Origin of the sequence: Paraconexibacter algicola, from assembly GCF_003044185.1 — a bacterium.
In the GTDB taxonomy this organism is placed as follows: Bacteria; Actinomycetota; Thermoleophilia; order Solirubrobacterales; family Solirubrobacteraceae; genus Paraconexibacter; species Paraconexibacter algicola.
The window spans coordinates 481,628-506,443 of record NZ_PYYB01000002.1 but is presented as its reverse complement, the minus strand read 5'-3'; the positions used below and the strand labels follow the sequence as shown (position 1 = coordinate 506,443).

Below are 24,816 nucleotides of genomic sequence, written 5' to 3'. Positions count from 1 at the left end.
GACGGTGGGCGCGTTCGCCTCGACCGAGGAGTTCCGCGCGGTCATGGACCGGGTCTTCGCGCTGATGCGCGACGACCCCGAGATGGGACCACGGCTGCGTGCGGCGGACGTGCCGCAGCGTCACGAGTACGCCGATCTGGGCCTCGTCGTGAACATCCGCGCCGGCCGGCCGGACGAGGACCACCACCTCGTGTGGGAGTGGTCCGACGACGTCGACTGGACGCCGCGCGTGGAGATGGCGATGGACTCCGAGATCGCCAACCGCTACTTCCAGGGCAAGGAGAACATCGCGGTCGCCATCGCCCGGCGGCGCATCCGCACCGCGGGCGACCTCCGGGCGGCGCTCGCGCTCGTGCCGCTGACCAAGCCGGTGCACGCCCGCTACCGCGACATCCTGGCCGCCGAGTACCCGCACCTGGTCGCGTGAGCGAGCCCGAGCGGATCACCCTGGCCGAGGTCGCCCGGCGGGCGGGCGTCAAGGCCGCCACCCTGCGCCGCTGGGTGCAGACCGGCGTCGTCCCGGGCCCGACCGACGGCGTCTGGACGGCCGCCGCGATCTCGCACGCCCGGCTCGTCGCCCGCATGCGGGAGCGCGGGCACAGCCTCGCCCAGTTGCGCGAGGCCACCGCCCAGGGACGTCTCGCGTTCGGCTACATCGAGGACCTGCTGCCGCCGGCCACCTCCGACCACACGCTCGAGGAGGCCGCGCGCGAGACCGGCCTGGAGCCCGCCCTCATCGAGCGGATCTACTCGACCGTCGGCTTCAACGCCCACGCGCTGCGCCAGATCAGCGCCGACGACCTCCAGTTCCTGCGCTACTGCGCCGCGGTGCTCGCGGCCGGCTTCCCGCTCGTCGCGTTCCTGCAGATGTCGCGCGTCTACGGTCAGGCGCTCGCCCAGGTCGCGGACGCCGAGGTGCGGCTGTTCCACCTCTACGTGCACGAGCCGCTGATGCGCGACGGCGTGCCCGGCCTGGAGATGGCCGAGGAGATGGAGGGGCTCGCGCGCGAGCTGCTGCCGCTCGCCTCGCCGATGATGGACCACGTCCACCGCCGCTTCCTGCAGCACTTCGTCGAGCAGGACGTCATCGGCCACCTGGAGAGCGACTTCGGCGACAGCGAGCCGCTGGACCTCGGGCGGCTGCGCGTCGCGATCGCGTTCGCGGACCTCGCCGGGTACACCCGCCTGACCGAGGAGGAGGGGGAGGAGGAGGCCGTCAGCGCGGTCGAGCGGTTCGTCGAGAACGTCGAGCACACGCTCCCGGACGACGCGCGCGTCATCAAGACGATCGGCGACGAGGTCATGGTCGTCGGCAGCGACCCGGCGGCCCTCACCGACTGGGCGGTCGGCTTCCAGACGCTCGTGGCCGAGCGGCCGCTGCCGCGGATCGGCATCCACTACGGCGAGACGCTCTACCGCGACGGCGACTACTACGGGCGGGAGGTCAACCTCGCCGCCCGTGTCGCCGCGCGCTCCGCGGGCGGCGAGGTGATCGTCACCCGCTCGGTCGTCGAGCAGGCCGGCTCGCACCTGGAGTTCGAGCTGATCGGCGAGGTCCGCCTCAAGGGCTTCAAGGAGCCGACCGAGCTGTTCCTGGCCCGGGTGGCCGACGATGACTGAGACCGCACGTTCACGGCTCGTCCTGGGCGGCGTGGTCCTGACCGTCGGGGCCGCGGGGGCGGTGCTGGGCTGCGGTGGGGCCGGCGCGGACGACCAGGCGCGCCTGACCGAGGCGCTGGCCCGCGTCCCGATCGCCGACGCCTACGACCTGCGGGTCGCGCTGCGCGAGCCCGGCGGCCGGCGGCGGATCGTCAAGCTCGTCGTCGACGCCCGCACGACCCCGCGGCCGTCCGGGGCGTGGCGGGCGACCTACGAGGTCGACATCGCCGGGCGCGACCCGTACGTCGTGGAGAGCGCGGCCCGCGACGACGTCGTCTCGGTCGGGGTCGGCCGCACGGCGACGCAGCCGATTCCCGCCGAGGTCGGCCGGCGCGTGACCTTCGCGTCGCGCCTCCCGCGCCGGGTCCTCGACAGCCCGTTCGTCCTGGCGCCCTACGACCGCGACACGCTGAACCCGACGGTGTGGCCGCGCGAGCTCTCCCGCGTCGCGGGCCCGGACGCCGACACCGACCGGCTGGAGGGCGAGGCCGACGCGGTCGCGCTCCTGCAGGACCTGCGGTCGTTCGTGGGCAGCGTCACCGGTGGCGATCCCGCCCGGCGCGGGCGCGGGCCCGAGAGCGCCGAGATGGGCGTCGACATCGGTCCGGACGGGCGCGTCGAGCTGCTCGTCGCGCGGGTGCGGATCGCCGGGGGCGGGCGCGGCAGCGTGCAGCTGCGTGCGCGCCCGACCGGCCGCGACCTCACCGGGGTCCGCGCCACCGCGGGCGCGCCGCTGCGGCGGCTGCCCGGGCCGATGCGCGGCGCCGTGCCGCCGCGGGTGCGCGGGGCGTTCGGGGTCGGCGCGCCCTAGATGGCCGCGACGGTCGTCGACCGGGTCCGCCGGCTCGCCGACGCGACGGGGCTCCTGGCCGACGGCGCGCTGGTGCTGCTCAGCGGCGGCCGCGACTCGGTCTGCCTGCTCGACGTCGCGGTCGCGCTCGCGGGCCCGGACCGGGTCCGGGCGCTGCACGTCGACCACGGGCTGCGGCCCGACAGCGCCGCCGACGCCGAGCACTGCGCGGACCTGTGCGGGACCCTCGGGGTCGGGCTGACCGTGCACCGCCTCACCCCGCCCGGGACCGGGGCGGGCAACGTCCAGGCCTGGGCGCGCGAGGAGCGGTACGCCGCCGCGGGCCGGGAGGCGGCGGTCCGCGCGCTCGCGGCCGTGACCGCCCACACCGCCTCCGACCAGGTCGAGACCGTGCTCTACCGGCTCGCCGCCTCGCCCGGCCGGCGCGCGCTGCTGGGGATGCCCGCCCGCGGGACCGTCGTCGCGCGCCCGCTGCTGGCGGTCACCCGCGAGCAGACCGGCGAGTACTGCGCCGCCCGCGGGCTCGCCGTCCGCGACGACCCGGGCAACGACGACCCGCGGTTCGCGCGCAGCCGCGTGCGCCACGGGCTGGTGCCGGCGCTGCGCGCCGTCCATCCGGCCGCGGAGCAGAACGTCCTGCGGACCGTGGAGCTGCTGCGCGACGAGGCCGCGGTCCTCGACGCGGCCGTCGCCGGCCTGCTGGACGGGCAGGACGCGGTGGCCGTCTCGCGGCTGACCGCCGCCCCTCCGGCGCTGGCGCGGCTCGTCGTGCGCCACCTGGCCGAGGCGGCCACCGGCGGCCTGTGCGCCCGCGCGCCCGGGCGCCTGGACGAGCTGCTGGCGCTGCGGGACGGCGCGCTGGACCTCGGCGACGGGGCGCGCGCCGAGGTCCGTGACGGGGTGCTGCGGATCGGCCGCACGCCGCCGCTCCCGCCCCGCTGACCGCCCGCCGCCCTATCCTCCGCGCCATGCGCGACCCCCAGATCGGCGAGATCCTCGTCCAGCCCGACGCCCTCGCGCAGCGCGTGCGGGACCTCGGGGCGGAGATCTCGCGGGACTACGAGGGCCGCGACCCGCTCCTCGTCGGCGTCCTGAAGGGCGCGGTGTTCTTCCTCGCCGACCTGATGCGCCGGATCGACATCCCCTGCGAGGTCGACTTCATGGCGGTCGCCAGCTACGGCAGCGCGACGGACTCCAGCGGCGTCGTGCGGATCATCAAGGACCTCGACCGCGCGATCGACGGCCGTCACGTCCTGATCGTCGAGGACATCGTCGACTCGGGCCTGACGCTGCAGTACCTGCTGCGCAACCTCGGTGCGCGCGAGCCCGCCTCGCTGGAGGTGTGCGCGCTGCTGACCAAGCCGGAGCGCCGCAAGGTCGAGCTCGAGGCCCGCTACGTCGGCTTCGAGATCCCGGACCGCTTCGCCATCGGCTACGGGCTCGACCACGCCGAGCGGTACCGCAACCTCCCGTACGTCGCCTCGCTGAACGTGTAGGCCACGGGGCGCCGGGCCGCGTATTCCCTGAAGATGCGCAGCCCCGAGACCCGCCCCACCCGGCTTGGCCCCGAGAGCACCGTGGTAGGATCGGGGACCTTGCGTCACCACGCACGACGTCCACACGCCGCCTTCGCGGCGGAGGTTCTCGCCGTATGAGCCGGTTCTTCAAGAGCGCTGCATTCCCGATCCTGATCGTGGTGGTGCTGGCGTTCTTCGCCCAGCGCCTGATCAGCCCGGGGGAGGAGCCCGCGAAGCTCCAGTACTCCGAGCTGATCACGAAGATCGAGGCCGGGCAGGTCAAGACGGTCGACCTGCGCACGCGCGACAACGTCCTCAAGTACGAGCTGCGCGAGTCCCCGGGCCGTGACCAGGCCAAGAAGGGCGAGACGGGCTTCACCGACGGCAACGCGGAGCGCCTCGAGGCGCAGCTGACCGCCGCGGTGCAGGAGGGCAAGCTCCAGAGCTTCGACGTCGAGGGCCGCAAGAGCAACGGCTGGCTGTCGCTGCTGACCTACGTCCTGCCGTTCCTGATCTTCATCGGCTTCTGGATCTTCCTGATGAACCAGATGCAGGGTGGCGGCTCGAAGGTCATGTCCTTCGGCAAGTCCCGCGCCAAGCGCATGTCGGTCGACTCGCCGAAGATCACCTTCCGCGACGTCGCCGGCGCCGACGAGGCCGTCGAGGAGCTGCACGAGATCAAGGAGTTCCTCGAGAACCCGAAGAAGTTCCAGGCGCTCGGCGCCCGGATCCCCAAGGGCGTCCTGCTGTTCGGCCCTCCCGGCACCGGCAAGACGCTGCTGGCCCGCGCGGTCGCCGGCGAGGCCGGGGTCCCGTTCTTCTCGATCTCCGGCTCGGACTTCGTGGAGATGTTCGTCGGCGTCGGCGCGTCCCGCGTGCGCGACCTGTTCGAGCAGGCCAAGCAGAACTCGCCCTGCATCATCTTCATGGACGAGATCGACGCCGTCGGCCGCCACCGCGGCGCCGGCATGGGCGGCGGTCACGACGAGCGCGAGCAGACGCTCAACCAGCTGCTCGTCGAGATGGACGGCTTCACGATGACGGACAACATCATCCTCATCGCGGCCACCAACCGTCCCGACATCCTCGACCCCGCGCTGCTGCGCCCGGGCCGCTTCGACCGCCAGATCATGGTCGACCGCCCCGACCGCAAGGGCCGCGCGAAGATCCTCGACGTCCACACGCGCGGCAAGCCGCTGGCGCAGGAGATCGACACCGACACGCTCGCGGGCCAGACCCCGGGCTTCACCGGCGCCGACCTCGCGAACCTCGTCAACGAGGCCGCCCTGCTCGCCGCCCGCACCGGCAAGCGCGAGATCACCCAGGTGGAGCTCGAGGAGGGGATCATGCGCGTGATCGCCGGTCCCGAGAAGAAGACCCGGGTGATGGGCGAGAAGGAGCGGCTCGTCACCGCGTACCACGAGATGGGCCACGCGCTCGTCGGGCACTTCCTCGAGCACGCCGACCCGGTCCACAAGATCTCGGTCGTCAGCCGCGGCCAGGCGCTCGGGTACACGATCTCGATGCCGGGCGAGGACAAGTTCCTCACCACCCGTGCGGAGCTGCTCGACACGATGGCGATGACGCTCGGCGGTCGCGCCGCGGAGGAGATCGTCTTCGGCGAGATCACGACCGGTGCGTCGAACGACCTGCAGAAGGTCACCGCGACCGCCAAGCAGATGGTCATGCGCTTCGGCATGAGCGAGAAGCTCGGGCCGCGCGTGTTCGGTCACGACCACGGCCAGCCGTTCCTCGGCCGCGAGTTCAGCTCCGAGCCCGACTACAGCGACGACATCGCCAAGGAGATCGACGCGGAGATCCGCCGGATCGTCGAGTCCGCGCACCAGCGCGCCAAGGACCTCCTCAACGAGCACCGCGAGTCGCTCGAGACGATCTCCGAGCTGCTGCTCAAGCGCGAGACGATCGAGCGCGACGAGTTCGTGGCGCTGCTCGAGGGCAAGTCCGAGCTCGAGGTCTTCGGGCCCGACGAGGTCGAGCCGCCGGCGGACTCCACGCCGACCGCGTCCTCGACCCCCGAGCGTCGCGACGCGCCGCGCTCGCTGCCGCGTCCCGGCCTCGCGGGTGGCGGCGTCGAGGCGCGCGGCCTCGACAGCCCCGAGAAGCCGCTGCTCTAGCGTCCGGCGGCCGCCCGGCCCGGCTCAGGCCACCCGCACCTGCGGGTGGTCGGTCGCTCGGCGCCCGCCGCGACGACGCTCGCCGCCCGCGCCCGGCCCGCCGTCGGCGCGCCAGCGGCGGTCCACGCCCGTCCGCCGCTCGATCCCGTCCCACGTGCCGGTCGCCGAGGCCACCCGCGCCGCCGGGACGGCCGCGGGCTCCTGCGCGGACGGCGCCAGCGCGTCGGCGACGCGGGCGACGCCCAGCGAGGCGGCGGTGAGCAGGCCGACCACGGCGGTGGTGGCGAGGACGAGGGCGACGGTGTGCACGGGCGCTGATCTGCTTTCTGCTCGTCGCGGCACGCCGCGACCGGACGGACGGGGACCGGCTCCGACCCGCACCATCTCCGACCGTCCGGACGGAATCCGGACGCCGCGGCGACGTGGCAGGATCCGGCCGTGGCCTTCACCGTCATGGGGATCGTGAACGTGACGCCCGACTCGTTCAGCGACGGCGGCGCGTTCCTCGACGAGCGCGACGCGATCGCGCACGGACGGCGGCTCGCGGCCGAGGGCGCCGCGATCCTCGACGTCGGCGGCGAGTCGACGCGGCCCGGAGCGGCCGCCGTCGACGCGGGCGAGGAGCTGCGGCGCGTGGGGCCGGTCGTCGCCGCGCTGGCGGCGGACGGCGTCGCGCGCGTCTCGATCGACACGTCGAAGGTCGACGTCGCGCAGTCCGCGCTCGACGCCGGGGCCGTGTACGTCAACGACGTGACCGCGTTCCGCGCCGAGCCCGAGCTCGCCGGGCTCGTCGCCGACCGCGGCGTGGACTGCTGCCTCATGCACATGCTCGGCGACCCGCGCACGATGCAGCGCGACCCCCGCTACGACGACGTCGTCGACGACATCCTCGCCTTCCTGGAGGAGCGCATCACCTTCGCGGTCGGCGAGGGGGTCGCCGAGCACCGGATCCAGATCGACCCCGGCATCGGCTTCGGCAAGACGATCGAGCACAACCTCGAGCTCGTGCGACGCATCGACGCGTTCTGCACGCTCGGGTTCCCCGTGGTCGTGGGCACGTCGCGCAAGTCGTTCCTCGGCCGCCTGACCGGCCGCGACGAACCCGCGCGGCGCGTGGCCGCCACGCTGGCCACGAACGTCCTGGCGTACGAGCGCGGTGCGTCGGTCTTCCGCGTCCACGACGTCGCCGAGCACGTGGACGCGCTCACCGTGGCGGCTGCTACGTTGCCGCGGTGATCAGCGACGAGCACGGGCCCGACGAGGACGACCTCGAGGACGACCTGGACGACGACGACCTCGACGAGCACGACTTCGACGAGGAGGGCGGCCCGCAGACCGAGGTGACCATCGAGGTCAGCGGCCTGTCGCTGTACACCCACCACGGGGTCACGGCCGCGGAGCGCGAGATCGGCCAGCGGCTCGTCCTGGACATCCGCATGGAGGTCGGGGAGTGCGACGCGACCGTCACCGACATGGTCGACGACACCGTCGACTACGGCGAGGTCTGCAACGTCTGCGCGCTCGTGGCCCAGCAGCGCTCCTACAAGACGCTGGAGCGGCTCTGCTCCGCGATCGCCGACGCGCTCCTCGACCGCTTCGCCGCCGACGAGGTGTCGGTCAAGGCCGCCAAGCCCGAGCCCCCGATCGCGCTGCCCGTCGACGAGGTCAGCGTCGAGGTCTGGCGGACCGCGCGCGAGCGCTAGCCGCGATGGCCGGGGAGGACCCGCACTTCGGCCGCGACTCCGCGGTCGAGCCGCTCGGCGACGGCCGCTACCGCGCATTCGTGACGCCCAGCTGGTCGGCGCCGGTCGGGCCCAACGGCGGCTACATCGCGGCGATCGTCATCCACGCGATCGAGGCGCAGGTCGCCGACCCGGCACGCCACCTGCGGTCGATCACGCTGCACTACCTGCGCTCCCCGGCGGTCGACCGCGACGCCCAGGTGCACGTGACCGTCGAGCGGTCGGGCCGGTCGGTCACGACGGTCACGGCGCGGCTCGTGCAGGACGACGACCTCTGCATCCTCGCGCTCGCGGCGCTCTCGCTGCCGTTCCCGCCGGCCGCCGACTACGCGACGGCGCCGCCGACGCTGCCGCCCTACGCGGCGCTCCCGGCGGGGGACCTCCCGGAGCAGGCCCCGGAGATCGCCCACCGCCTCGACATCCGCTACGGCCTCGGGCACCCGCCGTTCAGCCTCGCCCCGGAGGCGCTCACCGGCGGCTACGTGCGGCTCGCGAACCCGGTGGCCTACGACGCCGGGGTCCTGGCACTGCTCGTCGACGCCTGGCTGCCCGCCCCGTGGTGCCGCCTGGACGCGGTCGCGGGCGCGCCGACCCTCGACCTCACCGTCCACTTCCGGGCGCCCGAGGTCGCGCTCGCGCTCGACCCGGCGACGCCGCTGATCGGCCGCTACCGCTCCGGGACGTCCCGGGACGGACTGTCGGAGGAGGACGCCGAGATCTGGGCGCCCGACGGCACGCTGCTGGTGCAGGGCCGGCAGCTGGCGCTGCTGCGGGCGCGACGCGACCGCTGAGACGTGAGAGGGTCTGCGCATGAGCACGCTCGCCTTCCGTGACGCCGTCGTGGCCCACGACCACGCGGCGCTGGTCGCCACCCTGGCGCCCGACGTCGTCTTCTGCTCCCCGGCGGTCCACAAGCCCTACGCGGGCCGCGACGCGACCGCGTTCGTGCTCGCCGGGGTGCTGCAGGTGTTCGAGGACTTCCGCTACGTCGACGAGCTGCACGACGGCGACCGCGCGGTGCTCCGCTTCCGCGCCACCGTCGGCGACCGCGAGATCGAGGGCGTCGACCTGCTGACCGTCGGCGCGGACGGCCTCGTCACGGAACTGACGGTGATGATCCGCCCGCTGAGCGGCCTGCAGGCCGTCGTCGAGGGCATGGGCCGCGCGCTCGCCGCGCTCCAGGAGCAGGGGACCGGCGCGTGACCGGCTACCTCGGCCTGGGCTCCAACGTCGGCGACCGGCGCGGCAACCTGCAGCGGGCGGTCGACCTGCTGCCCGCACAGGGCGTCACGGTCACGGCGGCGAGCTCGACCTACGACACCGATCCGGTCGGCGAGGTCCTCGACCAGCCGTCGTTCCTCAACGCGTGCGTGCGGATCGAGACCGATCTCGCGCCCGAGGCGCTGCTCGACGCGTGCAAGGCCGTCGAGCGGGAGCTCGGTCGCATCCTCGCCGGGGAGGACGGCTACGTGCGTCACGGGCCGCGCCCGATCGACGTCGACCTGCTGCTGCTCGGGGACGCCCCGTACCGCAGCGAGCGGCTGACGCTGCCGCACGAGCAGGTGACCTCGCGCCGCTTCGTGCTCGTGCCGCTGCTGGAGCTCGACCTCGAGCTGCGCACCCCGGACGGGGCGTCGCTGGCGCAGGCGCTCGCCGCGCTGCCGCTGGACGAGGGCGTGCGCCGCGAGGGCGCGCCGCTGCAGGTCCCGCCGGCCGGCTGAGCGTCAGCCGGCGGCGACCGGGACGAGGTCCCGGTCCAGGCCGCGCGGCATCAGCGTGAAGCTGACGGCACCGAGCTCGACCTTCAGCGCCCGGCCGGGCGCGAGGTCGCGCGTGAGCGTCGCGGGCGCGGGCGGCTCGCGCCGCAGGCCGAACATCCGCAGCGCGACGCGCGCCCCGTGGCCCTGGAGGGCGCGCACGGCGGCGCCGCGGTCTGTGCGCCAGCCCGTGGCCAGCAGCGTGCTGCCGTGCCACAGCTCCCAGCGCCAGCGGCTGAAGCCCATGCGGCCGGGCGGGAGCAGGTGCAGCGCGTAGTCGAACTCGAGGCCCTGGAACGTCGGCACGGACGCGAAGGCTACCGACCCGGCCCGGTCGCCCACCCGGGACCGTCGGGCACGTCCTGCTCGTCGATCGTGTCCAGGTCCGGGCCCGCGACGACGCCGTCGGCGGTCACGCGCAGCGCCTGGTGCGCGAGACAGCGCTCGTAGAAGCTCCGCGCGGTGCGCGCGTTGGCCCAGTCGGCGCCACGGTCGGCGTGCAGGGCGGCGAGGGCGGCGTGCGCGCGCTCGCGGGCGCCGGCGGTGAGCGTCCAGTGGTCGCGCTCCACGACCCGGTCGAAGATCGCGGCGAGCTCGGCGGCGTCGTAGTCGGCGAACTCGAGCGTCGCCTGCAGCCGCGAGCGCAGGCCGGTGTTGGCGGCGATCAGCGTCTCCATCTCGTCCCGGTAGCCGGCGAGGATGACGACGAGCCGGTCGCGGTCGTCCTCCATGCGCTTGACGAGCTCGGCGAGCGCCTCGCGCCCGAAGTCCTCCTGGCCGCCGGACACGAGGCTGTACGCCTCGTCGACGAACAGGACGCCGCCGAGCGCCTGGTCGCAGACGGCGTTCGTGCGCTGCGCGGTCTGCCCGACGAACCCCGCGACGAGGTCGGCGCGCGTGACCTCGACGAGGTGCCCGCTGCCGACGACGCCGAGCGCGCCGTAGAGGCGCCCGACGATGCGGGCGACGGTCGTCTTGCCGGTGCCGGGCGCGCCGACCATCGCGAGGTGCCGCGTGCGCACGCCGACGGGCAGGCCGGCGGCGCCGCGGGCCTGCGCGACCTGCGCGAGCGCGACGAGGCGGCGGACCTCGGCCTTGACACCGGCGAGGCCGATCAGGCCGTCGAGCTCGGCGAGCAGGTCCTCGACCGTCGCGGGGTCCGGCGCCGGCGCGGCGGGCGTGGCCGGCGGGGCCGCACGCCGGACGGGCGCCGGGGGCGGGCCGCCCTCGAGCCGGTCGCGGACCGTGCGGGCCTCGGCGCGCAGCGCGTCCCCGAGACCGGCGGACAGCCGCACCGCCTCGTCGGCCAGGTCCCGTGCCCGGTCGCGGTCCCCGGCCGCGTCGGTGGCGAGCGCGGCGCGCAGCCGCCGGATGACGGCGAGTCCGTCGACCCGTGAGGCGGCGCGGTCGACCTCGCAGGCCTCCGCGAAGGCGGCGGCCGCCGCGGCCGGATCCCCGGCCCGCTGCGCGAGCTCCGCGCGCGCCACGGCGAGCTCGGCGCGCTCGGGCGCGGTCGCCGGCAGCGTCCGGGCCGCGTCCTGCGCGAGCCGCAGCGCGGCGAGGGCGTCGGCGTCGCGGCCCTCGCGCGCGGCGGTGGCGGCGGTGGCGAGGTAGCCGCGCAGGCGCTGGACGCTCATGCGGGTCGGCGAAGTCCGGCGATGAGGGCGTCCACGACCGCGATCGCCTCGGTGGCGGCCGCGTCCGGGTCCGCGGCACGGGCCACGTAGAGGGCCGCCTCGTCGAGCGCGCCGAGCAGCACGTGCGCGAGCGGGCGGGTCGGCTGCGGTGCGAGCACCCCGGCGTCGATCGCGGCCTGCAGGACGGTCTCGGTGAGCCCGAGGCCGTGGGCCAGCCCGATCGCGCGCCAGCGGTCCCACCCAAGCACGGCGGGTGCGTCGACCAGGGCGATCCGCTCGACGGCGGGGTCTCGGACGCCGGCGAAGAAGGCCCGGGCGGCCGCGCCGAGCGCGTCGAGCGGGTCGCCGGTCCGGGCGGCCTCCAGGGCGCCGGGGGCGAGCTGGGCGGTCAGCTCCGCCTCGATCTCCTCGTACACGGCGGCGAACAGCTCGCGCTTGTCGGCGAACTGGTGGTAGAGCGCCCCCCGGGTCACCCCGGCGGTCCGGACGATCTCCTCGGTCCCGACCTCCGCGTAGCCGCGGGTGGCGAACAGCTCGCGGCCTGCAGCGATGAGCGCGGACCGGGTCGCCGCGGAGCGGGCCGCGTGCTTGGTCGGGGCAGGGTCCGACGCGCCGCTCATTGACATGCAGACTGTCTGTATGTAATTTCCGTACAGCTTGTACGCATCAACGTGACGCTACCGGAACCAGGAGACACCCATGAGCCACCCGTCCACCCTGAAGCTCCCGTCCGGCCCCCTCGTCGTGCACGACGACGGTCCCGTCGATGGCCCCGCGGTCGTGTTCGTCCACGGCTTCCTCGTCGACTCCCGGCTGTGGGAGGCGACCGCCGAGGCCCTCGCGGACGACCATCGCGTGGTCCGCCCCGACCTGCCACTCGGCGCGCACCGGACGCCGATCGGGACGTACGCCGCGCTCTCTCCGCGCGGTGTCGCCCGCCTCGTCCTCGAACTCCTCGACGCGCTCGACCTCGAGGACGTGACGCTCGTGGGCAACGACACCGGCGGCGCGATCTGCCAGTTCGTCCTCGACGAGCGCCCGTCCCGCGTCGGCCGGCTGGTCCTGACCAACTGCGATGGCTTCGAGACGTTCCCGCCCGCGCCGTTCAACCTCGTCCACCTGCTCAAGCGCGTCCCCGGCGGCGTGGAGGTGGCGCTGGCGCCCATGCGGTTGCGGCTGGGCCGCCACATCGCGCTCGGGACGCTCGCGCGCACGCGGATCCCGGACGAGCTGCTGCGCGCGTGGAGCGAGCCGTTCCTCACCGACCGGGCGATCCGCCGCGAAACGATGACGTTCCTGCGTGCCGCCTGGCCCCGCGACCTGGTCGAGGCCTCCACGCGCCTGCACCGCTTCGACGGTCCCGTCCTGCTGGCCTGGGCCCCGGCCGACCGCTTCTTCACGATCGGGCTCGCCCGGCGCCTGCGGGACGCCTGCCGCGACGCGCGGCTGGTGGAGATCCCCGACGCGAAGACGTTCGTCGCGTGGGATCAGCCGCAGCGGCTCGCGGACGAGATCCGGGCGTTCGCCGCGGCTCAGGTCGCCGCGGCCGGCGCCGGCAGCCACTCGGCCGGGTAGGTCCCGGCCGGGACGTGCCCGCCGATGGCGGGCAGCGCCCGGCGCACGAGATCGGCGACCGGCCGGCCCTCGATCAGCGGGGCGACGTCGCCGATCGTCATCAGCAGTCGGACCGACGGCAGGATCTGCAGGTCCGCGGCGTTCGGCGGCTCGCCCCCGAGCGTGCCGTCGGCGATCCAGGCGTCGATGCGGTCGAGGTGCGCGGGGAGCGCGAGCAGGTCGGCGCGCGTCGCCGCGTCGGTCGCGCCGTTCATCCGCCGCTCGATCCGCGTCAGCACGGGGGCGGCCGCGACGAGCGCCGCGCCGGGGGCCGGGATCTTCGAGTTCTCGGTGAAGGACGGCAGCGCCTTGGGGTTGCGCTGGAACGCGGGCCACAGGATCCGCCGCGGGATCGACTGGAACACCTCGTCGCCCCAGCGCTCGGCGGCGGCGACCGCGGCGCGGCGCTCCGGGTCGGTCGGCCACAGCGACGGCTCGGGCACGCGGCGCTCGAGCTCGGCGAGGATCGCGCGGGACCCGCTGACCTTCAGGCCGTCCTCGAACGTCATCGCCGGGACGGTGCGCACGCCGAAGAGCGCCTTGGCGACCGGCGCGTGCAGCGGCGGCACCAGCTCGACCGTCTTGTACGGGATGCCCTTCATCGTCAGGGCGCGTTCGACCGTCGCGCACGGATGGGAGCCGTCGATCATGAAGAGCTTGTTCGGCATCGGGCGAGCATACTGTCGGCCTCATGCTCCTCGTGGTCGACGTCGGGAACACGCAGACGCACTTCGGCACCTACTCGCCGCAGGGCGAGCTCGTCGAGCACTGGCGCTTCGCGACCGTGCGCTCGTCGACCGCCGACGAGCTCGGGGCGGCGCTGCGCAACCTGCTCGAGCTGCGCGGGGTCGGACTAGCCGACCTCAGCGCCTCGATCGTCTCCTCGACGGTCCCGCAGCTGGAGCCCGAGTGGGTGCGCATGGCGGGGCACTACCTCGGTCACGAGATGCTCGCCGTCGGCCCCGGGATCCGCACCGGCATGCCGATCAAGATCGACAACCCGCGCGAGCTCGGCGCCGACCGGCTCGTCAACGCGGTCGCCGCGTTCGAGCGGCTCGGCGGCCCGTGCATCTCCGTCGACTTCGGCACGGCGGTGAACTTCGACGTCGTCAGCGCCGAGGGCGAGTACGTCGGTGGCGTCCTGATGCCCGGCGTGGAGATCTCGCTGGACGCGCTGACCTCGCGCGGCGCGAAGCTCCCGAGGATCGACCTCGTGCCGCCGCGCCGGGCGATCGGCAAGGGGACGGTCGAGGCGATCCGGGCGGGCGTGATCTACGGCTACGCCTCGGCGGTCGACGGCCTGATCGAGCGCATCCACGAGGAGCTCGAGGCGACGGCGCCGGTCCTGGCCACCGGCGGGCTGGCCAGCACCGTCGTGCCGTACTGCCGCTCGATCGACGAGCAGGACGACCTGCTCACGCTCGAGGGGCTGCGGCTGCTGCACGCGCGCAACGCCTGAGGCGCGCCGCTTGGCATCATCCGTGGTGATGCGGAGCCTGACGGACAGCTGGGAGCTCGGGGGCGTGCACGTCCCCAACCGCGTGATGCTCGCGCCGCTGGCGGGCATCGGCAACTGGTTCGTGCGCCTGCAGGCCAAGCGCTACGGGGCGGGGATGGCCGTCAGCGAGATGGTGTCGAGCTTCGGCATCCACCACGGCAACGAGAAGACCTGCACCGAGATGCTGCGCATCCACCCCGAGGAGCGTCGCGTCGGCACCGACGGCTCGGGCGGGGTCACCTCGCTGCAGCTGTTCGGCCAGGACCCCGACGTGATGCGCTCGGCCGCCGCCTCGGTCGCGCGGGTCGGCGGCGTCGACATCATCGACCTGAACATGGGCTGCCCGGTCCCGAAGGTCATGAAGACCGGGGCCGGCGCCGCGATGCTCAAGGACCCCGACACGGCGGTCGCCGTCGCCACCGCGGCCCGCGAGGGCAGCGGCCTGCCGGTCACCGTCAAGCTGCGCTCCGGCGAGCGCAAGGGGGACCGCAGCGGCCTGGACCTCGCCCACCGGCTCGTCGCCGAGGCCGGGGTCGCCGCGATCACCTTCCACCCGCGCTCGGCGCAGGTGCACCACAAGGGCGTGCCGGACTACGACCTCGCCCGGGAGCTCGTGGAGACGCTGCCCGCCCCGGTGATCCTCACCGGTGGCCTGCAGGACGTCGCCTCGATCCGGTCGGCGTTCGAGTACACCGGCGCGGAGGCCGTGATGCTCGCGCGCGGCTGCCTGGGCAACCCGTGGCTGTTCGCGCAGGTGCTCGGCCTGCGCGAGGAGCCCCCGACCCGCGCCGAGGTCCTCGACGAGCTCGACTGGGTGATGGATCGCGCGGTCGAGCACCTCGGGCCCGACCGCGGCGGCCGCTACCTGCGCAAGTTCTACCCCTGGTACGTGACCACGCTGGGGGAGGGCACGGCGCTGCAGCAGGCGCTCCAGCAGACCAGCACGGTGGAGGAGGCGCGAGCCGTCCTCGCGCCCCTGCGCGACGCCGCGGCGGCTGCGGCCTGAGGCCGCTGACGCACTCGCTATACTCCGCCGCTCGCCCGGCCCACGTCGGGACGGCGAACCCCGCCAGGTGCGGGGTTTTTGTCGCCCTGAGGGCCGGTGGAATCCGCGAAGCCAGGTAGCCCCATGCCGAAGGACGTCATCCTCACCCCCGAAGGCCTCGAGAAGCTCAAGGAGGAGCTCGAGCACCTCTCGACCGAGAAGCGCCGCGAGGTCGCCGAGCGCATCAAGGAGGCGCGGGAGTTCGGGGACATCTCCGAGAACTCGGAGTACGACGACGCCAAGAACGAGCAGGCGATGCTCGAGTCGCGGATCCTCGCGCTGGAGGAGAAGCTCCGCTCCGCGCAGGTCATCGACGCCGACGAGGTCTCCAAGGACGTCGTGGGCATCGGCTCGGTCGTCACGATCAAGGACGAGAAGACCGAGAAGTCGCAGACCTTCACGATCGTCGGCTCCGCCGAGGCGGACATGGCCGAGATGAAGCTCTCCAACGAGTCCCCGGTCGGCCGGGCGCTCATCGGCCACAAGAAGAACGACGTCGTCTCCGTGCAGGTGCCCAAGGGCCCGGCGCGCAAGCTCAAGATCACCAAGATCGAGGTCGGGCTCTGACCGAGCCCGCGGGCGGTACCGAGGCCGAGCTCCTCGCCGTCCGCCGCCAGAAGCTGGACCAGCTCCGCGCCGACGGCGTGGAGCCGTTCCCGCACGCCTTCCCCGACGTCGAGCCGATCGGCGACGTCCGCGCGGCGCACGCCGGGCTCGAGGACGGCGCCGAGACCGACAGCACCCACCGGGTCGCCGGGCGGCTCGCGGCCCGGCGCGGCCAGGGCAAGATGGCGTTCCTGGACCTCGTCGACCGCAGCGGCCGCATCCAGCTGCAGGCGAAGCTCGACGTCCTCGGCCCCGAGCTCATGGAGCGCCTGCTCGGCCTCGACCTCGGCGACCTGCTCGGGATCGACGGGACCGCGTTCATGTCGCGCCGCGGCGAGCTCACGCTCCGCGTCGACGGCTTCACCGTCCTGGCGAAGTCGCTGCGTCCGCCGCCGGACAAGCACGCGGGCCTCCAGGACGTCGAGACCCGCTTCCGCCGCCGCGAGCTCGACCTGATCGCCAACGAGGAGTCCCGCGCGATCTTCCTGACGCGGGCGAAGGTCATCTCGACCGTGCGCCGGATGCTCGACGACGACGGCTTCGTCGAGGTCGAGACGCCCATGCTGCAGCCGCTCTACGGCGGCGCGATGGCCCGGCCGTTCGTCACGCACCACAACCAGCTCGACCGCGACTTCTACCTGCGGATCGCCACCGAGCTGTACCTCAAGCGGTGCATCGTCGGAGGCCTCGAGCGCGTCTACGAGCTCGGCAAGGACTTCCGCAACGAGGGCGTGAGCTTCAAGCACAACCCCGAGTTCACGATGATCGAGTGGTACGAGGCCTACGCCGACTACCAGGACGCCGCACGCCGCCTCGAGGCGATCGTCGGCGCGGTCGCCGAGGCGGTCGGCTACACGGGCGAGCTCGAGTTCGGCGCCCCGTGGCGGCGCGTCACGTTCGTCGGCGCGATCCGCGACGAGACCGGCATCGACATCCTCGAGCACCGCGACGCGGCCGCCCTGCGCACCGCCGTCGAGCGGTCCGAGCGGGTCGACCTGCCCACCGCCGACCTCACGTGGCCGCAGCTCGTCGACGACCTGCTGTCCAAGTACGTCGAGCCGACGCTCCAGCAGCCGACGCTCGTCATGGACTACCCGGTCGAGATCTCCCCGTTCGCGAAGGCGCACCGCTCCGAGCCGGGGCTCACCGAGCGGTTCGAGGCCTTCTGCGGCGGCATGGAGATCGCCAACGCGTTCACCGAGCTCAACGACCCCGACGTCCAGCGCGAGCGGTTCGAGGCGCAGGTCCGCCTCGCCGGCGAGGGCGACGAGGAGGCCCAGCCCTACGACGAGGTCTTCGTCCAGGCGATGGAGCACGGCATGCCGCCCACCGGTGGCCTGGGCCTGGGCATCGACCGGCTCGTGATGCTCATGACCGGGCAGCGCTCGATCCGCGAGGTCGTGCTCTTCCCGGCCATGCGCGACTGAGGTCGCGGGCCGCCCGGCGCCCGACGTTTGGGCGCACGGGCACTCCGGGAACGCCTCCCGGGATGCTCTCGACGCTGTCCGTCCCGCTCGCCGAGGTGTCCGCCGGCCGCCTGCGTGGTGCCTGTGGCGAGGACCCCTCCTTCTGGTGCCGGGAGGTGATGAACGCCACCGAGGACCGCACCCTGGCGGGGCTCGCCGACACGTTCGTCGGGACCCCGCTGGCGCTCCTGGGCATCTTCCTCGTCGCGCTGGTCGCCAACCGCATCATCCGCCGCTCGATCAAGGGCTTCCTGCGCCGCCTGCACGCCGGTGGGGTCGCCGAGCGCGTCGGCGGGCGGATGCGCCGGATGACCCCGGACGCGCTGCTCGAGACGCGCGAGACGTCGCTGCGGGCCGAGCAGCGGATCGACGCGCTCAGCGGCGTGCTGCAGAGCGTGGCCTCGTTCGTCGTGTTCCTCGTCGCCGGGTTCGTCGCGCTCGGGCGGATGGGCGTGGACCTCGCGCCGCTGCTGGCCAGCGCCGGGATCGTCGGCGTCGCGCTCGGCTTCGGCTCGCAGACCCTCGTCAAGGACTTCCTCTCGGGGATCTTCATCCTCATCGAGGACCAGTACGGGGTCGGCGACATCGTCAGCCTCGACAACGAGACCAGCGGCACGGTCGAGGCGGTGTCGCTGCGCACGACGCGGCTGCGCAGCGTCGACGGGACCGTCTGGCACGTCCCCAACGGCGAGATCCGCCGGGCGGGCAACCAGAGCCAGCACTGGTCGCGGGCCCTGCTGGACGTCGAGGTCGCCTACGACACCGACCTCGAGCAGGCCAAGGAGGTGCTGCAGGAGGTCGCCGACCGGGCCTGGAAGGCCGACCGGGCGATCCTGGAGCAGCCGTCGGTGTGGGGCGTCGAGGCGCTCGGCGCCTCCGGGATCACGCTGCGGGTCGTCGTCAAGACGCGACCGTCGGAGCAGTACCGGGTGAGCCGCATGCTGCGCGAGCAGATCAAGACCGGCTTCGACGCGGCGGGCATCGAGATCCCGTTCCCGCAGCAGACCGTGTGGCACCGGCCCGCCGACGAGGAGGCGGCCGCGCGCTGAGCGGGTGGCGCGGCCGGGCTGGCGCGCCGGCCGCCCTCCGATCGGGCCACCCGCACGTTGCGGGTTCTCTCCCCGCGGTAGATGTCGGACCGGTGCAGGCCGGTTGGTAGGATGACCCATGCGCGTCGATCCGGTCCCGGAACTCATCCTTTGCGCCCTCGCGGCCGAATACATGAGTGACGGGCGCCTCGGCGTCCCCATGATCACCCCCGACGTTCCGGACCACGCACGAAGCCACGCTGACGACCCGCACGCCGCCAGCAGGAAGGATCAGCACTGATGTTCGAGCGATTCACCGAACGGGCCCGCCAGGTCGTCGTTCTCGCGCAGGAAGAGGCGCGGACGCTCAAGCACAACTACATCGGGACCGAGCACATCCTGCTCGGCCTGCTGCGCGAGGAGGAGGGTCTCGCGGCCCGCGTCCTGGAGAGCCTCGACATCACCGTCGAGCGCGTCCGCGCACAGGTCGTGCGGATCGTCGGCTCGGGCGAGGAGGTCACCTCCGGGCAGATCCCCTTCACCCCGCGCGCCAAGAAGGTGCTCGAGCTCGCCCTCCGCGAGGCCCTCAGCCTCGGCCACAACTACATCGGCACCGAGCACATCCTGCTCGGGCTCGTCCGGGAGAACGAGGGCGTCGCCGCGCGGATCCTCCTCGACTTCGACGCCGACAGCGAGAAGATCCGCAACGAGGTCATCCGCATGCTGTCCGGTCCCGGCGGTCGCCGCTCGGGCTCCGGCGCGGGCCAGGCCTCCGGCTCGGGCTCCGGGTCGGGCTCCGGCTCCGGCACCGCCCAGGGCGAGGGCAAGAAGAGCTCCAAGCTGCTCGACCAGTTCGGGCGCAACCTCACGAAGCTCGCCTCCGACGGCAAGCTCGACCCCGTGGTCGGCCGTGAGAAGGAGATCGAGCGGATCATGCAGATCCTCTCGCGCCGCACGAAGAACAACCCGGTGCTGATCGGCGAGCCGGGCGTCGGCAAGACCGCCGTCGTCGAGGGCCTCGCCCAGCGCATCACGAACGCCGACGTGCCGGAGCTGCTGAAGGGCAAGCAGATCTACACGCTCGACCTCGCGGCGCTCGTCGCCGGGTCGAAGTACCGCGGCGAGTTCGAGGAGCGCCTCAAGAAGGTGATGAAGGAGATCACCCAGCGCGGCGACATCATCCTGTTCATCGACGAGATCCACAACCTCGTCGGTGCCGGCGCGGCCGAGGGCGCGATCGACGCGGCCTCGATCCTCAAGCCGGCGCTCGCCCGCGGCGAGCTGCAGACCGTCGGCGCCACGACGCTCGACGAGTACCGCAAGTACCTCGAGCGCGACTCCGCGCTGGAGCGTCGCTTCCAGCAGATCCGCGTCGAGCAGCCCTCGATCGACGAGACCGTGCAGATCCTCAAGGGCCTGCGCGACCGCTACGAGGAGCACCACAAGGTCGACATCACCGACGAGGCCCTCGAGGCCGCGTCGGAGCTCGCCGACCGGTACATCGCCGACCGGCAGCTGCCGGACAAGGCGATCGACCTGATCGACGAGGCCGCCTCGCGGATGCGCATCAAGTCGATGACCTCCCCGCCCGTGTACCGGGAGCTCGAGGAGGAGATCGAGACGACGCGCCGCCAGAAGGAGGCGTCGATCGAGGCGCAGGAGTTCGAGAAGGCCGCGTCGCTGCGCGACGCCGAGCGGCGCCTGACGAACAAGAAGCGCGAGCTCGAGGAGCAGTGGGAGGCCGGCGAGGCCGAGGGCCAGGAGCGTCCCGCGATCGGCGAGGAGGAGATCGCCGACATCGTCTCGATGTGGACGGGCATCCCGGTCTTCAAGCTCACCGAGGCCGAGACCCAGAAGCTCATGCGCATGGAGGACGAGCTCCACAAGCGGGTCATCGGGCAGCACGCCGCCGTCGAGGTCATCTCGAAGGCGATCCGTCGGTCCCGCGCCGGCCTGAAGGACCCGAAGCGCCCGACGGGCTCGTTCGTGTTCCTCGGCCCGTCCGGCGTCGGCAAGACCGAGCTGGCCCGCACGCTCGCCGAGTTCCTGTTCGGCGACGAGGACTCGATGATCCGCATCGACATGTCCGAGTACATGGAGAAGCACGCGGTCTCGCGGCTCGTCGGCTCGCCCCCCGGCTACATCGGCTACGACGAGGGCGGCCAGCTCACCGAGGCGGTCCGGCGCAAGCCGTACTGCGTGCTCCTGCTCGACGAGATCGAGAAGGCGCACCCGGACGTCTTCAACATCCTCCTGCAGATCCTGGAGGACGGTCGCCTGACCGACTCCCAGGGCCGCACGGTCGACTTCCGTCACGCCATCGTGATCATGACGTCGAACATCGGTGCGTCCGAGATCGCCCGGAACACCCCGCTCGGGTTCTCCGTCGGCGACGAGGACCACGGCATGACGTACGACGACATGAAGGCGCGGGTGATGGGCGAGCTGAAGAAGGTCTTCCGCCCCGAGTTCATCAACCGCATCGACGACGTCATCGTCTTCCACAAGCTGCAGAAGGACGAGATCAAGACGATCGTCGAGCTCCTCCTGCGCCGCATCCGCGAGAGCCTCGCGGAGCGGGAGCTGCAGCTGGAGCTGTCCGACGAGGCCAAGGAGTACCTGGTCGAGAAGGGCTGGGACCCGTCGATGGGCGCCCGACCGCTGCGCCGCGCGATCCAGCGCTACATCGAGGATCCGCTCGCGGACTTCGTGCTCCGCGCCGAGCTGGAGCCGGGCGGCACCGTCATGGTGGACCGCGGCGGCGACGGCGAGGACGAGGAGCCGGTGAAGCTCTCGGTCATCGCGCCCAAGCACCCGAAGAAGGTGCCGGCGGCGGTCGGCGCCGAGGGCGAGGACGCCCCGGTCGCGGACGCCCCGGAGGCGGACGCGACGGCCGACGAGGAGCCCGCCGGCGACGAGTAGCGGCCCCGCCGCTCCCGCAGGATTCCGTCACGAGGGCGGCCCGCACGGGCCGCCCTCGGTCGTCGTGGGGCTCAGCGCCCCGGTGGCGGGGCGGCCGCGAGCGCGCGCTCGGCGGCCTCGCGGCCCGCGGCGATCGCCCGGTCGAGCTGGTGGAACTCGAGCAGCCCGACGCCGTCGGGGCGCGGCTCGATGAGCAGGTCGGCGGCGCGCCGGTTGGCCTCGAGCTCCGCCACGCTGCCCAGCAGCAGGCCGCTGGTGAGCGTGTCGCCGATCGCCGGGAGCGTGTCGGCGTCCTCGGGTGCGCGACCGCGTCGCGGGCGGGTCGTGCGCGGGCGCGCGGTGCTCGGATCGAAGCGCGAGGACACGTCGACGGCGATGACCGGCCCCTCGCCCGACCGGCGCATCTCCAGGACGGGCAGGTTGCTGAGGACGCCGCCGTCGACGAGCAGCCGCCCGTGGCTGGCGACGGGCGGCAGCAGCCCGGGGACGGCGGAGCTGGCCAGCAGCGCGTCGGCGACCGGGCCGTCGCGGTGGATGCGCAGCTCGCCGCTCTGCAGGTCGGCGGAGTTGCAGAAGAAGCTCAGCGGGAGGTCCTCGACGAGCCCGGGGAGCAGCCGGTCGCCGAGCGCGCGCAGCCGCCGTCCGCGCGCCAGCGCCACGCGGGGGAGCGTGTAGTCGGAGGCGGGGCGGCGTCGGACGAACTCCTCGAAGCAGACGGCGTCGATCTCCGCGGGGCCGCGGCCGTCGGCGAGCAGTGCCCCGACGAACGCCCCGAACGAGCAGCCGCCGACGCGGTCGACCACGACGCCGTGCGCCGCGAGCGTCTCCAGCACGCCGATGTGGGCGAGGGCCCGGGCGCCGCCACCGGACAGCACGAGGCCGACCGAGGTGCCCGCGATGCGGCGGGCGGCGCGCCCGAGCGTGCCGGAGCGGTCCGCGCGCCGGACGTGGTGGTGGGCCCAGCCGGGGTGCGCGGCCCGCCAGCGCGTCGCCGCGCCTCCCGGGGCGGCGTCGACGAGCACGAGGTGGCCGGCGCCCGCGGTGCGCGCGTCGGCCGGGTCGGGGTCCCGGTCCGCGTCGACCAGCAGCACGGTGCGGTCGGCGTGCCGGGTGACGAAGGTCCGCCACGCCTCGGGCGCGTCGTGGGGCACGGCCAGCACGACGGTGCCGTGGGTGCGCTCGAGCGCGTCCAGGCGGGCGCGCGGGTCGGTGCCCCCGTCCCGGGGCCCCAGGCGCGCGACGGGCCCGTGCCCGGTCAGCTCGTGCGCGACCGCGTCGAGCAGCGCGTCGTGCAGGCCGGTGGGGTGCCGCTCGACGACCGCGAGTGTCCCGGAGCGCGCGGGGGAGGCGGGAGCCGGGGCGGCGGGGAGCGCGGCGACCTGGGCGGCCAGCGTGCGCAGCAGCGCCCGCTCGACGCTCCGCTCGCGGTCCAGCAGCGCGAGGAACGCCGCGCGCGGCAGCTCGAGCAGCTCGCTGTCGCGTCGGGCGACGACGGTGGCGCTGCGGGGCGCGCCCGTCAGGAGGCCGAGCTCGCCCAGGACCGCGCCGCGTCCGACGGCGCCGGCGGGCTGCCCGTCCTTGACGACGTCCAGCCGCCCGGAGGCCACGAGCAGCAGGGCGTCGGCCGGTGCGCCCTGGCTCAGGACCGTCTCCCCGGCGCGGACGAGCCGGCGACGCAGCAGCGGGCGCAGCTGCTCGCGCACGTCCGCCGGGAGGTCGGCGAGCAGGCCCACGCCGGCGAGCGCGTCGTCGTCGGCGTCCGGGGCGGCGGCGACCGGGGCGGGGGCGGCCGGGCGGGGCGCGCGGGCGCGCGGCGCGACGGCGGGCGTGACCGGGGCCGCGGCCGGTGCCGCGGCGGGCGCGAGCGGCACGGCCCGCCCGAGCAGGACGGCGCCGAGCGCGGTCGCGACGAAGCACAGTCCGGCCAGGCGCCAGCCGTCGTCGAACGCGGGCGTCACGTCCGGGGCGGCACCCTCGGGCACCCCCAGGACGGCCACGACGAGCGCGACGCCGAGCACGGCGCCGAGCTGCCGGGCGACCGCGTTCAGCCCCGTCGCGCTGCCGAAGCGGTCCCCGGGGGCGCCCGCGACCGCCGTCGCCCCGACCACCGGGAACGTGATCCCCGCCCCGACCCCCAGGACGAGGATCGCGGGCAGCCAGGCGCGCACGAACGCCGGATCGGGCCCGACGGCCTCCACGAGCAGCAGCACCCCGGCCGCCCAGGTCGCGGCACCGACCGCGAGCACCGGTCCGGGCCCGAGCCGCTCCGCGACGCGGCTGGCCGGGCGTGCCACCGCGGCGGCGACGAACGGGCCGGGCGTGAGCGCGAGGCCCGCCTCGAGCACGGTGTAGTCCCACGCCGCGGTCAGGAACAGGACGTTGCAGAGCACGTACGCGTAGAAGCCCGCCGCCCCGACGAGCGTCAGCAGGTTCGCGATCGCGGTCGTGCGGTCGCGCAGCAGGTCGAGGTCGAGCATCGGCGACGGGTGCCAGCGGCAGCGCCGCAGCACGACGGCCAGCAGCCCCGCGGCGAGCGCGAAGCTCGCGAGCGTGCGCGGGTCGGTCCAGCCCCAGCCCTCGCCGCGGACGAGCCCGAGCGTCACGAGCGCGATCGCCGCCGCCAGCCAGCACGCCCCCGCGAGGTCGGGGAGGCTGCGGCGGCCGGGGGCGCGGTTCTCCACCAGGGTGCGCCGGGCGAGCACGAGCGCCAGGGCGCCGATCGGGAGGTTCACGAGGAACACCAGACGCCAGCCGGAGAGCTCGACCAGCAGGCCGCCGATCGTCGGGCCGAGCCCGGCGGCGAGCGCCGCGATCGCGCTCCACAGCGCCACGCCGTGGGCGCGCTCCTCGGCCGGGTAGGCGTGGACGACGAGCGCCAGCGAGGCGGGCACGACGATCGCGGCGCCGAGCGCCTGCAGGACCCGCGCGGCGATCAGCCACCCGAGCCCGGGCGCGAGCGCGCAGAGCACCGACGCCCCCGTGAACAGCACGATCCCGGCGCTGAACAGCCGCCGGCGCCCGAGCAGGTCGGCCACGCGCCCCGCGGTGACGAGGAACGCGGCGAAGACGATGTTGTACGCGTTGAGGACCCAGGACACGGTCGCGAGGTCGCGGCCGCCGAGGTCGCGCGCGATGTCCGGGAAGGCGACGTTCACGACGGTGGCGTCGACGAACGCGAGCGTCGCCCCGAGCGAGGAGACGACCAGCACCCGTCCCGCCGACGCGGTCGCGCGCGCGTGGCCGCCGACCGGCGTGCTGATCTCGTCCCTGCGGGTCCCCACCTGGCCGCGAGTCTAGAGCCGGTGCGCCGGGCCGTGGGTGCGCCGACGGGCCCGACTTCACAACCGACCGCCCGATGAGCGAGGATTCGGTCGTTCAG

25 protein-coding genes are annotated in these 24,816 nt (G+C 74.1%); 19 read left to right on the top strand and 6 right to left on the bottom strand.

What is annotated here, in order from left to right:
* The first annotated feature begins 4 nt into the window (after window positions 1-4).
* The 6 genes from C7Y72_RS16385 (at window position 5) to ftsH (ending at window position 6,122) form a co-directional block, all read left to right on the top strand.
* Window positions 5-427, top strand: a complete 423-nt coding sequence (locus tag C7Y72_RS16385) for a hypothetical protein (protein WP_107570249.1) — start codon at window positions 5-7, stop codon at window positions 425-427.
* Window positions 424-1,620, top strand: coding sequence for an adenylate/guanylate cyclase domain-containing protein (locus C7Y72_RS16380; RefSeq protein ID WP_107570248.1), 1,197 nt, complete (start codon window positions 424-426; stop codon window positions 1,618-1,620). Before C7Y72_RS16385 ends, C7Y72_RS16380 begins: the two co-directional genes overlap by 4 nt.
* Window positions 1,613-2,470 (top strand): hypothetical protein, encoded by an 858-nt coding sequence (locus C7Y72_RS16375; protein WP_146175416.1) that lies wholly within the window; start codon window positions 1,613-1,615, stop codon window positions 2,468-2,470. The genes C7Y72_RS16380 and C7Y72_RS16375 overlap by 8 nt, the downstream gene beginning before the upstream one ends.
* The gene (gene tilS, locus C7Y72_RS16370) at window positions 2,471-3,412 is read left to right on the top strand and encodes a tRNA lysidine(34) synthetase TilS (protein WP_107570246.1); all 942 of its coding nucleotides are present in this window, start codon (window positions 2,471-2,473) and stop codon (window positions 3,410-3,412) included.
* A 26-nt stretch (window positions 3,413-3,438) separates the two neighbouring features.
* Window positions 3,439-3,966, top strand: a complete 528-nt coding sequence (gene hpt / locus C7Y72_RS16365) for a hypoxanthine phosphoribosyltransferase (RefSeq protein WP_107570245.1) — start codon at window positions 3,439-3,441, stop codon at window positions 3,964-3,966.
* A gap of 155 nt (window positions 3,967-4,121) precedes the next feature.
* Complete coding sequence (ftsH, locus tag C7Y72_RS16360; RefSeq protein WP_107570244.1) at window positions 4,122-6,122, top strand: ATP-dependent zinc metalloprotease FtsH; 2,001 nt, start codon at window positions 4,122-4,124, stop codon at window positions 6,120-6,122.
* A 24-nt stretch (window positions 6,123-6,146) separates the two neighbouring features.
* Here the strand turns inward: ftsH and C7Y72_RS16355 are convergent, their stop codons facing one another.
* A complete protein-coding gene (locus C7Y72_RS16355) occupies window positions 6,147-6,431 on the bottom strand; it encodes a hypothetical protein (RefSeq protein WP_107570243.1) in 285 nt (94 codons plus the stop codon).
* A gap of 129 nt (window positions 6,432-6,560) precedes the next feature.
* Here C7Y72_RS16355 and folP point away from each other — a divergent pair, with 129 nt between their 5' ends.
* Genes folP through folK form a run of 5 tightly spaced genes read left to right on the top strand, consistent with a single transcriptional unit; the run spans window position 6,561 to window position 9,585 of the window.
* On the top strand, window positions 6,561-7,358 hold the full coding sequence (gene folP / locus C7Y72_RS16350) for a dihydropteroate synthase (protein ID WP_233243907.1): 798 nt from the start codon (window positions 6,561-6,563) through the stop codon (window positions 7,356-7,358).
* The gene (folB, locus tag C7Y72_RS16345) at window positions 7,355-7,825 is read left to right on the top strand and encodes a dihydroneopterin aldolase (protein WP_233243906.1); all 471 of its coding nucleotides are present in this window, start codon (window positions 7,355-7,357) and stop codon (window positions 7,823-7,825) included. The genes folP and folB overlap by 4 nt, the downstream gene beginning before the upstream one ends.
* Window positions 7,826-7,830: 5 nt before the next feature.
* A complete protein-coding gene (locus C7Y72_RS16340; RefSeq protein ID WP_107570242.1) occupies window positions 7,831-8,655 on the top strand; it encodes an acyl-CoA thioesterase in 825 nt (274 codons plus the stop codon).
* Window positions 8,656-8,674: 19 nt separating this feature from the next.
* Window positions 8,675-9,067: a nuclear transport factor 2 family protein gene (locus C7Y72_RS16335; RefSeq protein ID WP_107570241.1), complete on the top strand. Its 393-nt coding sequence runs from the start codon at window positions 8,675-8,677 to the stop codon at window positions 9,065-9,067.
* A complete protein-coding gene (gene folK, locus C7Y72_RS16330) occupies window positions 9,064-9,585 on the top strand; it encodes a 2-amino-4-hydroxy-6-hydroxymethyldihydropteridine diphosphokinase (RefSeq protein ID WP_107570240.1) in 522 nt (173 codons plus the stop codon). Before C7Y72_RS16335 ends, folK begins: the two co-directional genes overlap by 4 nt.
* Before the next feature lie 3 nt (window positions 9,586-9,588).
* On the opposite strand, the gene C7Y72_RS16325 is transcribed toward folK, so the two are convergent.
* The 3 genes from C7Y72_RS16325 to C7Y72_RS16315 are packed head-to-tail and all read right to left on the bottom strand — an operon-like array spanning window position 9,589 to window position 11,878.
* Window positions 9,589-9,927 (bottom strand): hypothetical protein, encoded by a 339-nt coding sequence (locus C7Y72_RS16325; protein WP_146175415.1) that lies wholly within the window; start codon window positions 9,925-9,927, stop codon window positions 9,589-9,591.
* An 11-nt stretch (window positions 9,928-9,938) separates the two neighbouring features.
* Window positions 9,939-11,258 carry an AAA family ATPase gene (locus C7Y72_RS23425; RefSeq protein WP_107570238.1) on the bottom strand — a complete coding sequence of 440 codons (1,320 nt, stop codon included), beginning with the start codon at window positions 11,256-11,258 and terminating at the stop codon, window positions 9,939-9,941.
* The gene (locus C7Y72_RS16315; RefSeq protein WP_199223988.1) at window positions 11,255-11,878 is read right to left on the bottom strand and encodes a TetR/AcrR family transcriptional regulator; all 624 of its coding nucleotides are present in this window, start codon (window positions 11,876-11,878) and stop codon (window positions 11,255-11,257) included. Before C7Y72_RS16315 ends, C7Y72_RS23425 begins: the two co-directional genes overlap by 4 nt.
* A gap of 79 nt (window positions 11,879-11,957) precedes the next feature.
* Here C7Y72_RS16315 and C7Y72_RS16310 point away from each other — a divergent pair, with 79 nt between their 5' ends.
* The gene (locus C7Y72_RS16310; RefSeq protein WP_107570236.1) at window positions 11,958-12,833 is read left to right on the top strand and encodes an alpha/beta fold hydrolase; all 876 of its coding nucleotides are present in this window, start codon (window positions 11,958-11,960) and stop codon (window positions 12,831-12,833) included.
* Here the strand turns inward: C7Y72_RS16310 and C7Y72_RS16305 are convergent.
* Window positions 12,791-13,540 carry a glutathione S-transferase family protein gene (locus C7Y72_RS16305; RefSeq protein ID WP_107570235.1) on the bottom strand — a complete coding sequence of 250 codons (750 nt, stop codon included), beginning with the start codon at window positions 13,538-13,540 and terminating at the stop codon, window positions 12,791-12,793. The two genes, C7Y72_RS16310 and C7Y72_RS16305, sit on opposite strands and share 43 nt — an antisense overlap.
* 23 nt (window positions 13,541-13,563) lie before the next feature.
* Here C7Y72_RS16305 and C7Y72_RS16300 point away from each other — a divergent pair, with 23 nt between their 5' ends.
* From C7Y72_RS16300 to C7Y72_RS16275, 7 genes are all read left to right on the top strand, one after another.
* Window positions 13,564-14,331: a type III pantothenate kinase gene (locus C7Y72_RS16300; RefSeq protein ID WP_107570234.1), complete on the top strand. Its 768-nt coding sequence runs from the start codon at window positions 13,564-13,566 to the stop codon at window positions 14,329-14,331.
* Window positions 14,332-14,359: 28 nt separating this feature from the next.
* Window positions 14,360-15,376, top strand: coding sequence for a tRNA dihydrouridine synthase (locus tag C7Y72_RS16295; protein ID WP_154734790.1), 1,017 nt, complete (start codon window positions 14,360-14,362; stop codon window positions 15,374-15,376).
* 123 nt (window positions 15,377-15,499) lie between these two features.
* A complete protein-coding gene (gene greA / locus C7Y72_RS16290; RefSeq protein WP_107570232.1) occupies window positions 15,500-15,982 on the top strand; it encodes a transcription elongation factor GreA in 483 nt (160 codons plus the stop codon).
* Entirely contained in the window at window positions 15,979-17,448 is a 1,470-nt protein-coding gene (gene lysS, locus C7Y72_RS16285) for a lysine--tRNA ligase (protein ID WP_107570231.1), read from the top strand. Before greA ends, lysS begins: the two co-directional genes overlap by 4 nt.
* A 62-nt stretch (window positions 17,449-17,510) precedes the next feature.
* A complete protein-coding gene (locus C7Y72_RS16280) occupies window positions 17,511-18,536 on the top strand; it encodes a mechanosensitive ion channel family protein (protein ID WP_107570230.1) in 1,026 nt (341 codons plus the stop codon).
* A 118-nt stretch (window positions 18,537-18,654) separates the two neighbouring features.
* Window positions 18,655-18,816: a hypothetical protein gene (locus C7Y72_RS23420; RefSeq protein ID WP_154734793.1), complete on the top strand. Its 162-nt coding sequence runs from the start codon at window positions 18,655-18,657 to the stop codon at window positions 18,814-18,816.
* Window positions 18,816-21,437 (top strand): ATP-dependent Clp protease ATP-binding subunit, encoded by a 2,622-nt coding sequence (locus tag C7Y72_RS16275; protein WP_107570229.1) that lies wholly within the window; start codon window positions 18,816-18,818, stop codon window positions 21,435-21,437. Before C7Y72_RS23420 ends, C7Y72_RS16275 begins: the two co-directional genes overlap by 1 nt.
* Before the next feature lie 71 nt (window positions 21,438-21,508).
* On the opposite strand, the gene C7Y72_RS16270 is transcribed toward C7Y72_RS16275, so the two are convergent.
* Window positions 21,509-24,718, bottom strand: coding sequence for an MDR family MFS transporter/patatin-like phospholipase family protein (locus C7Y72_RS16270; protein WP_107570228.1), 3,210 nt, complete (start codon window positions 24,716-24,718; stop codon window positions 21,509-21,511).
* Window positions 24,719-24,816 lie beyond the last annotated feature (98 nt).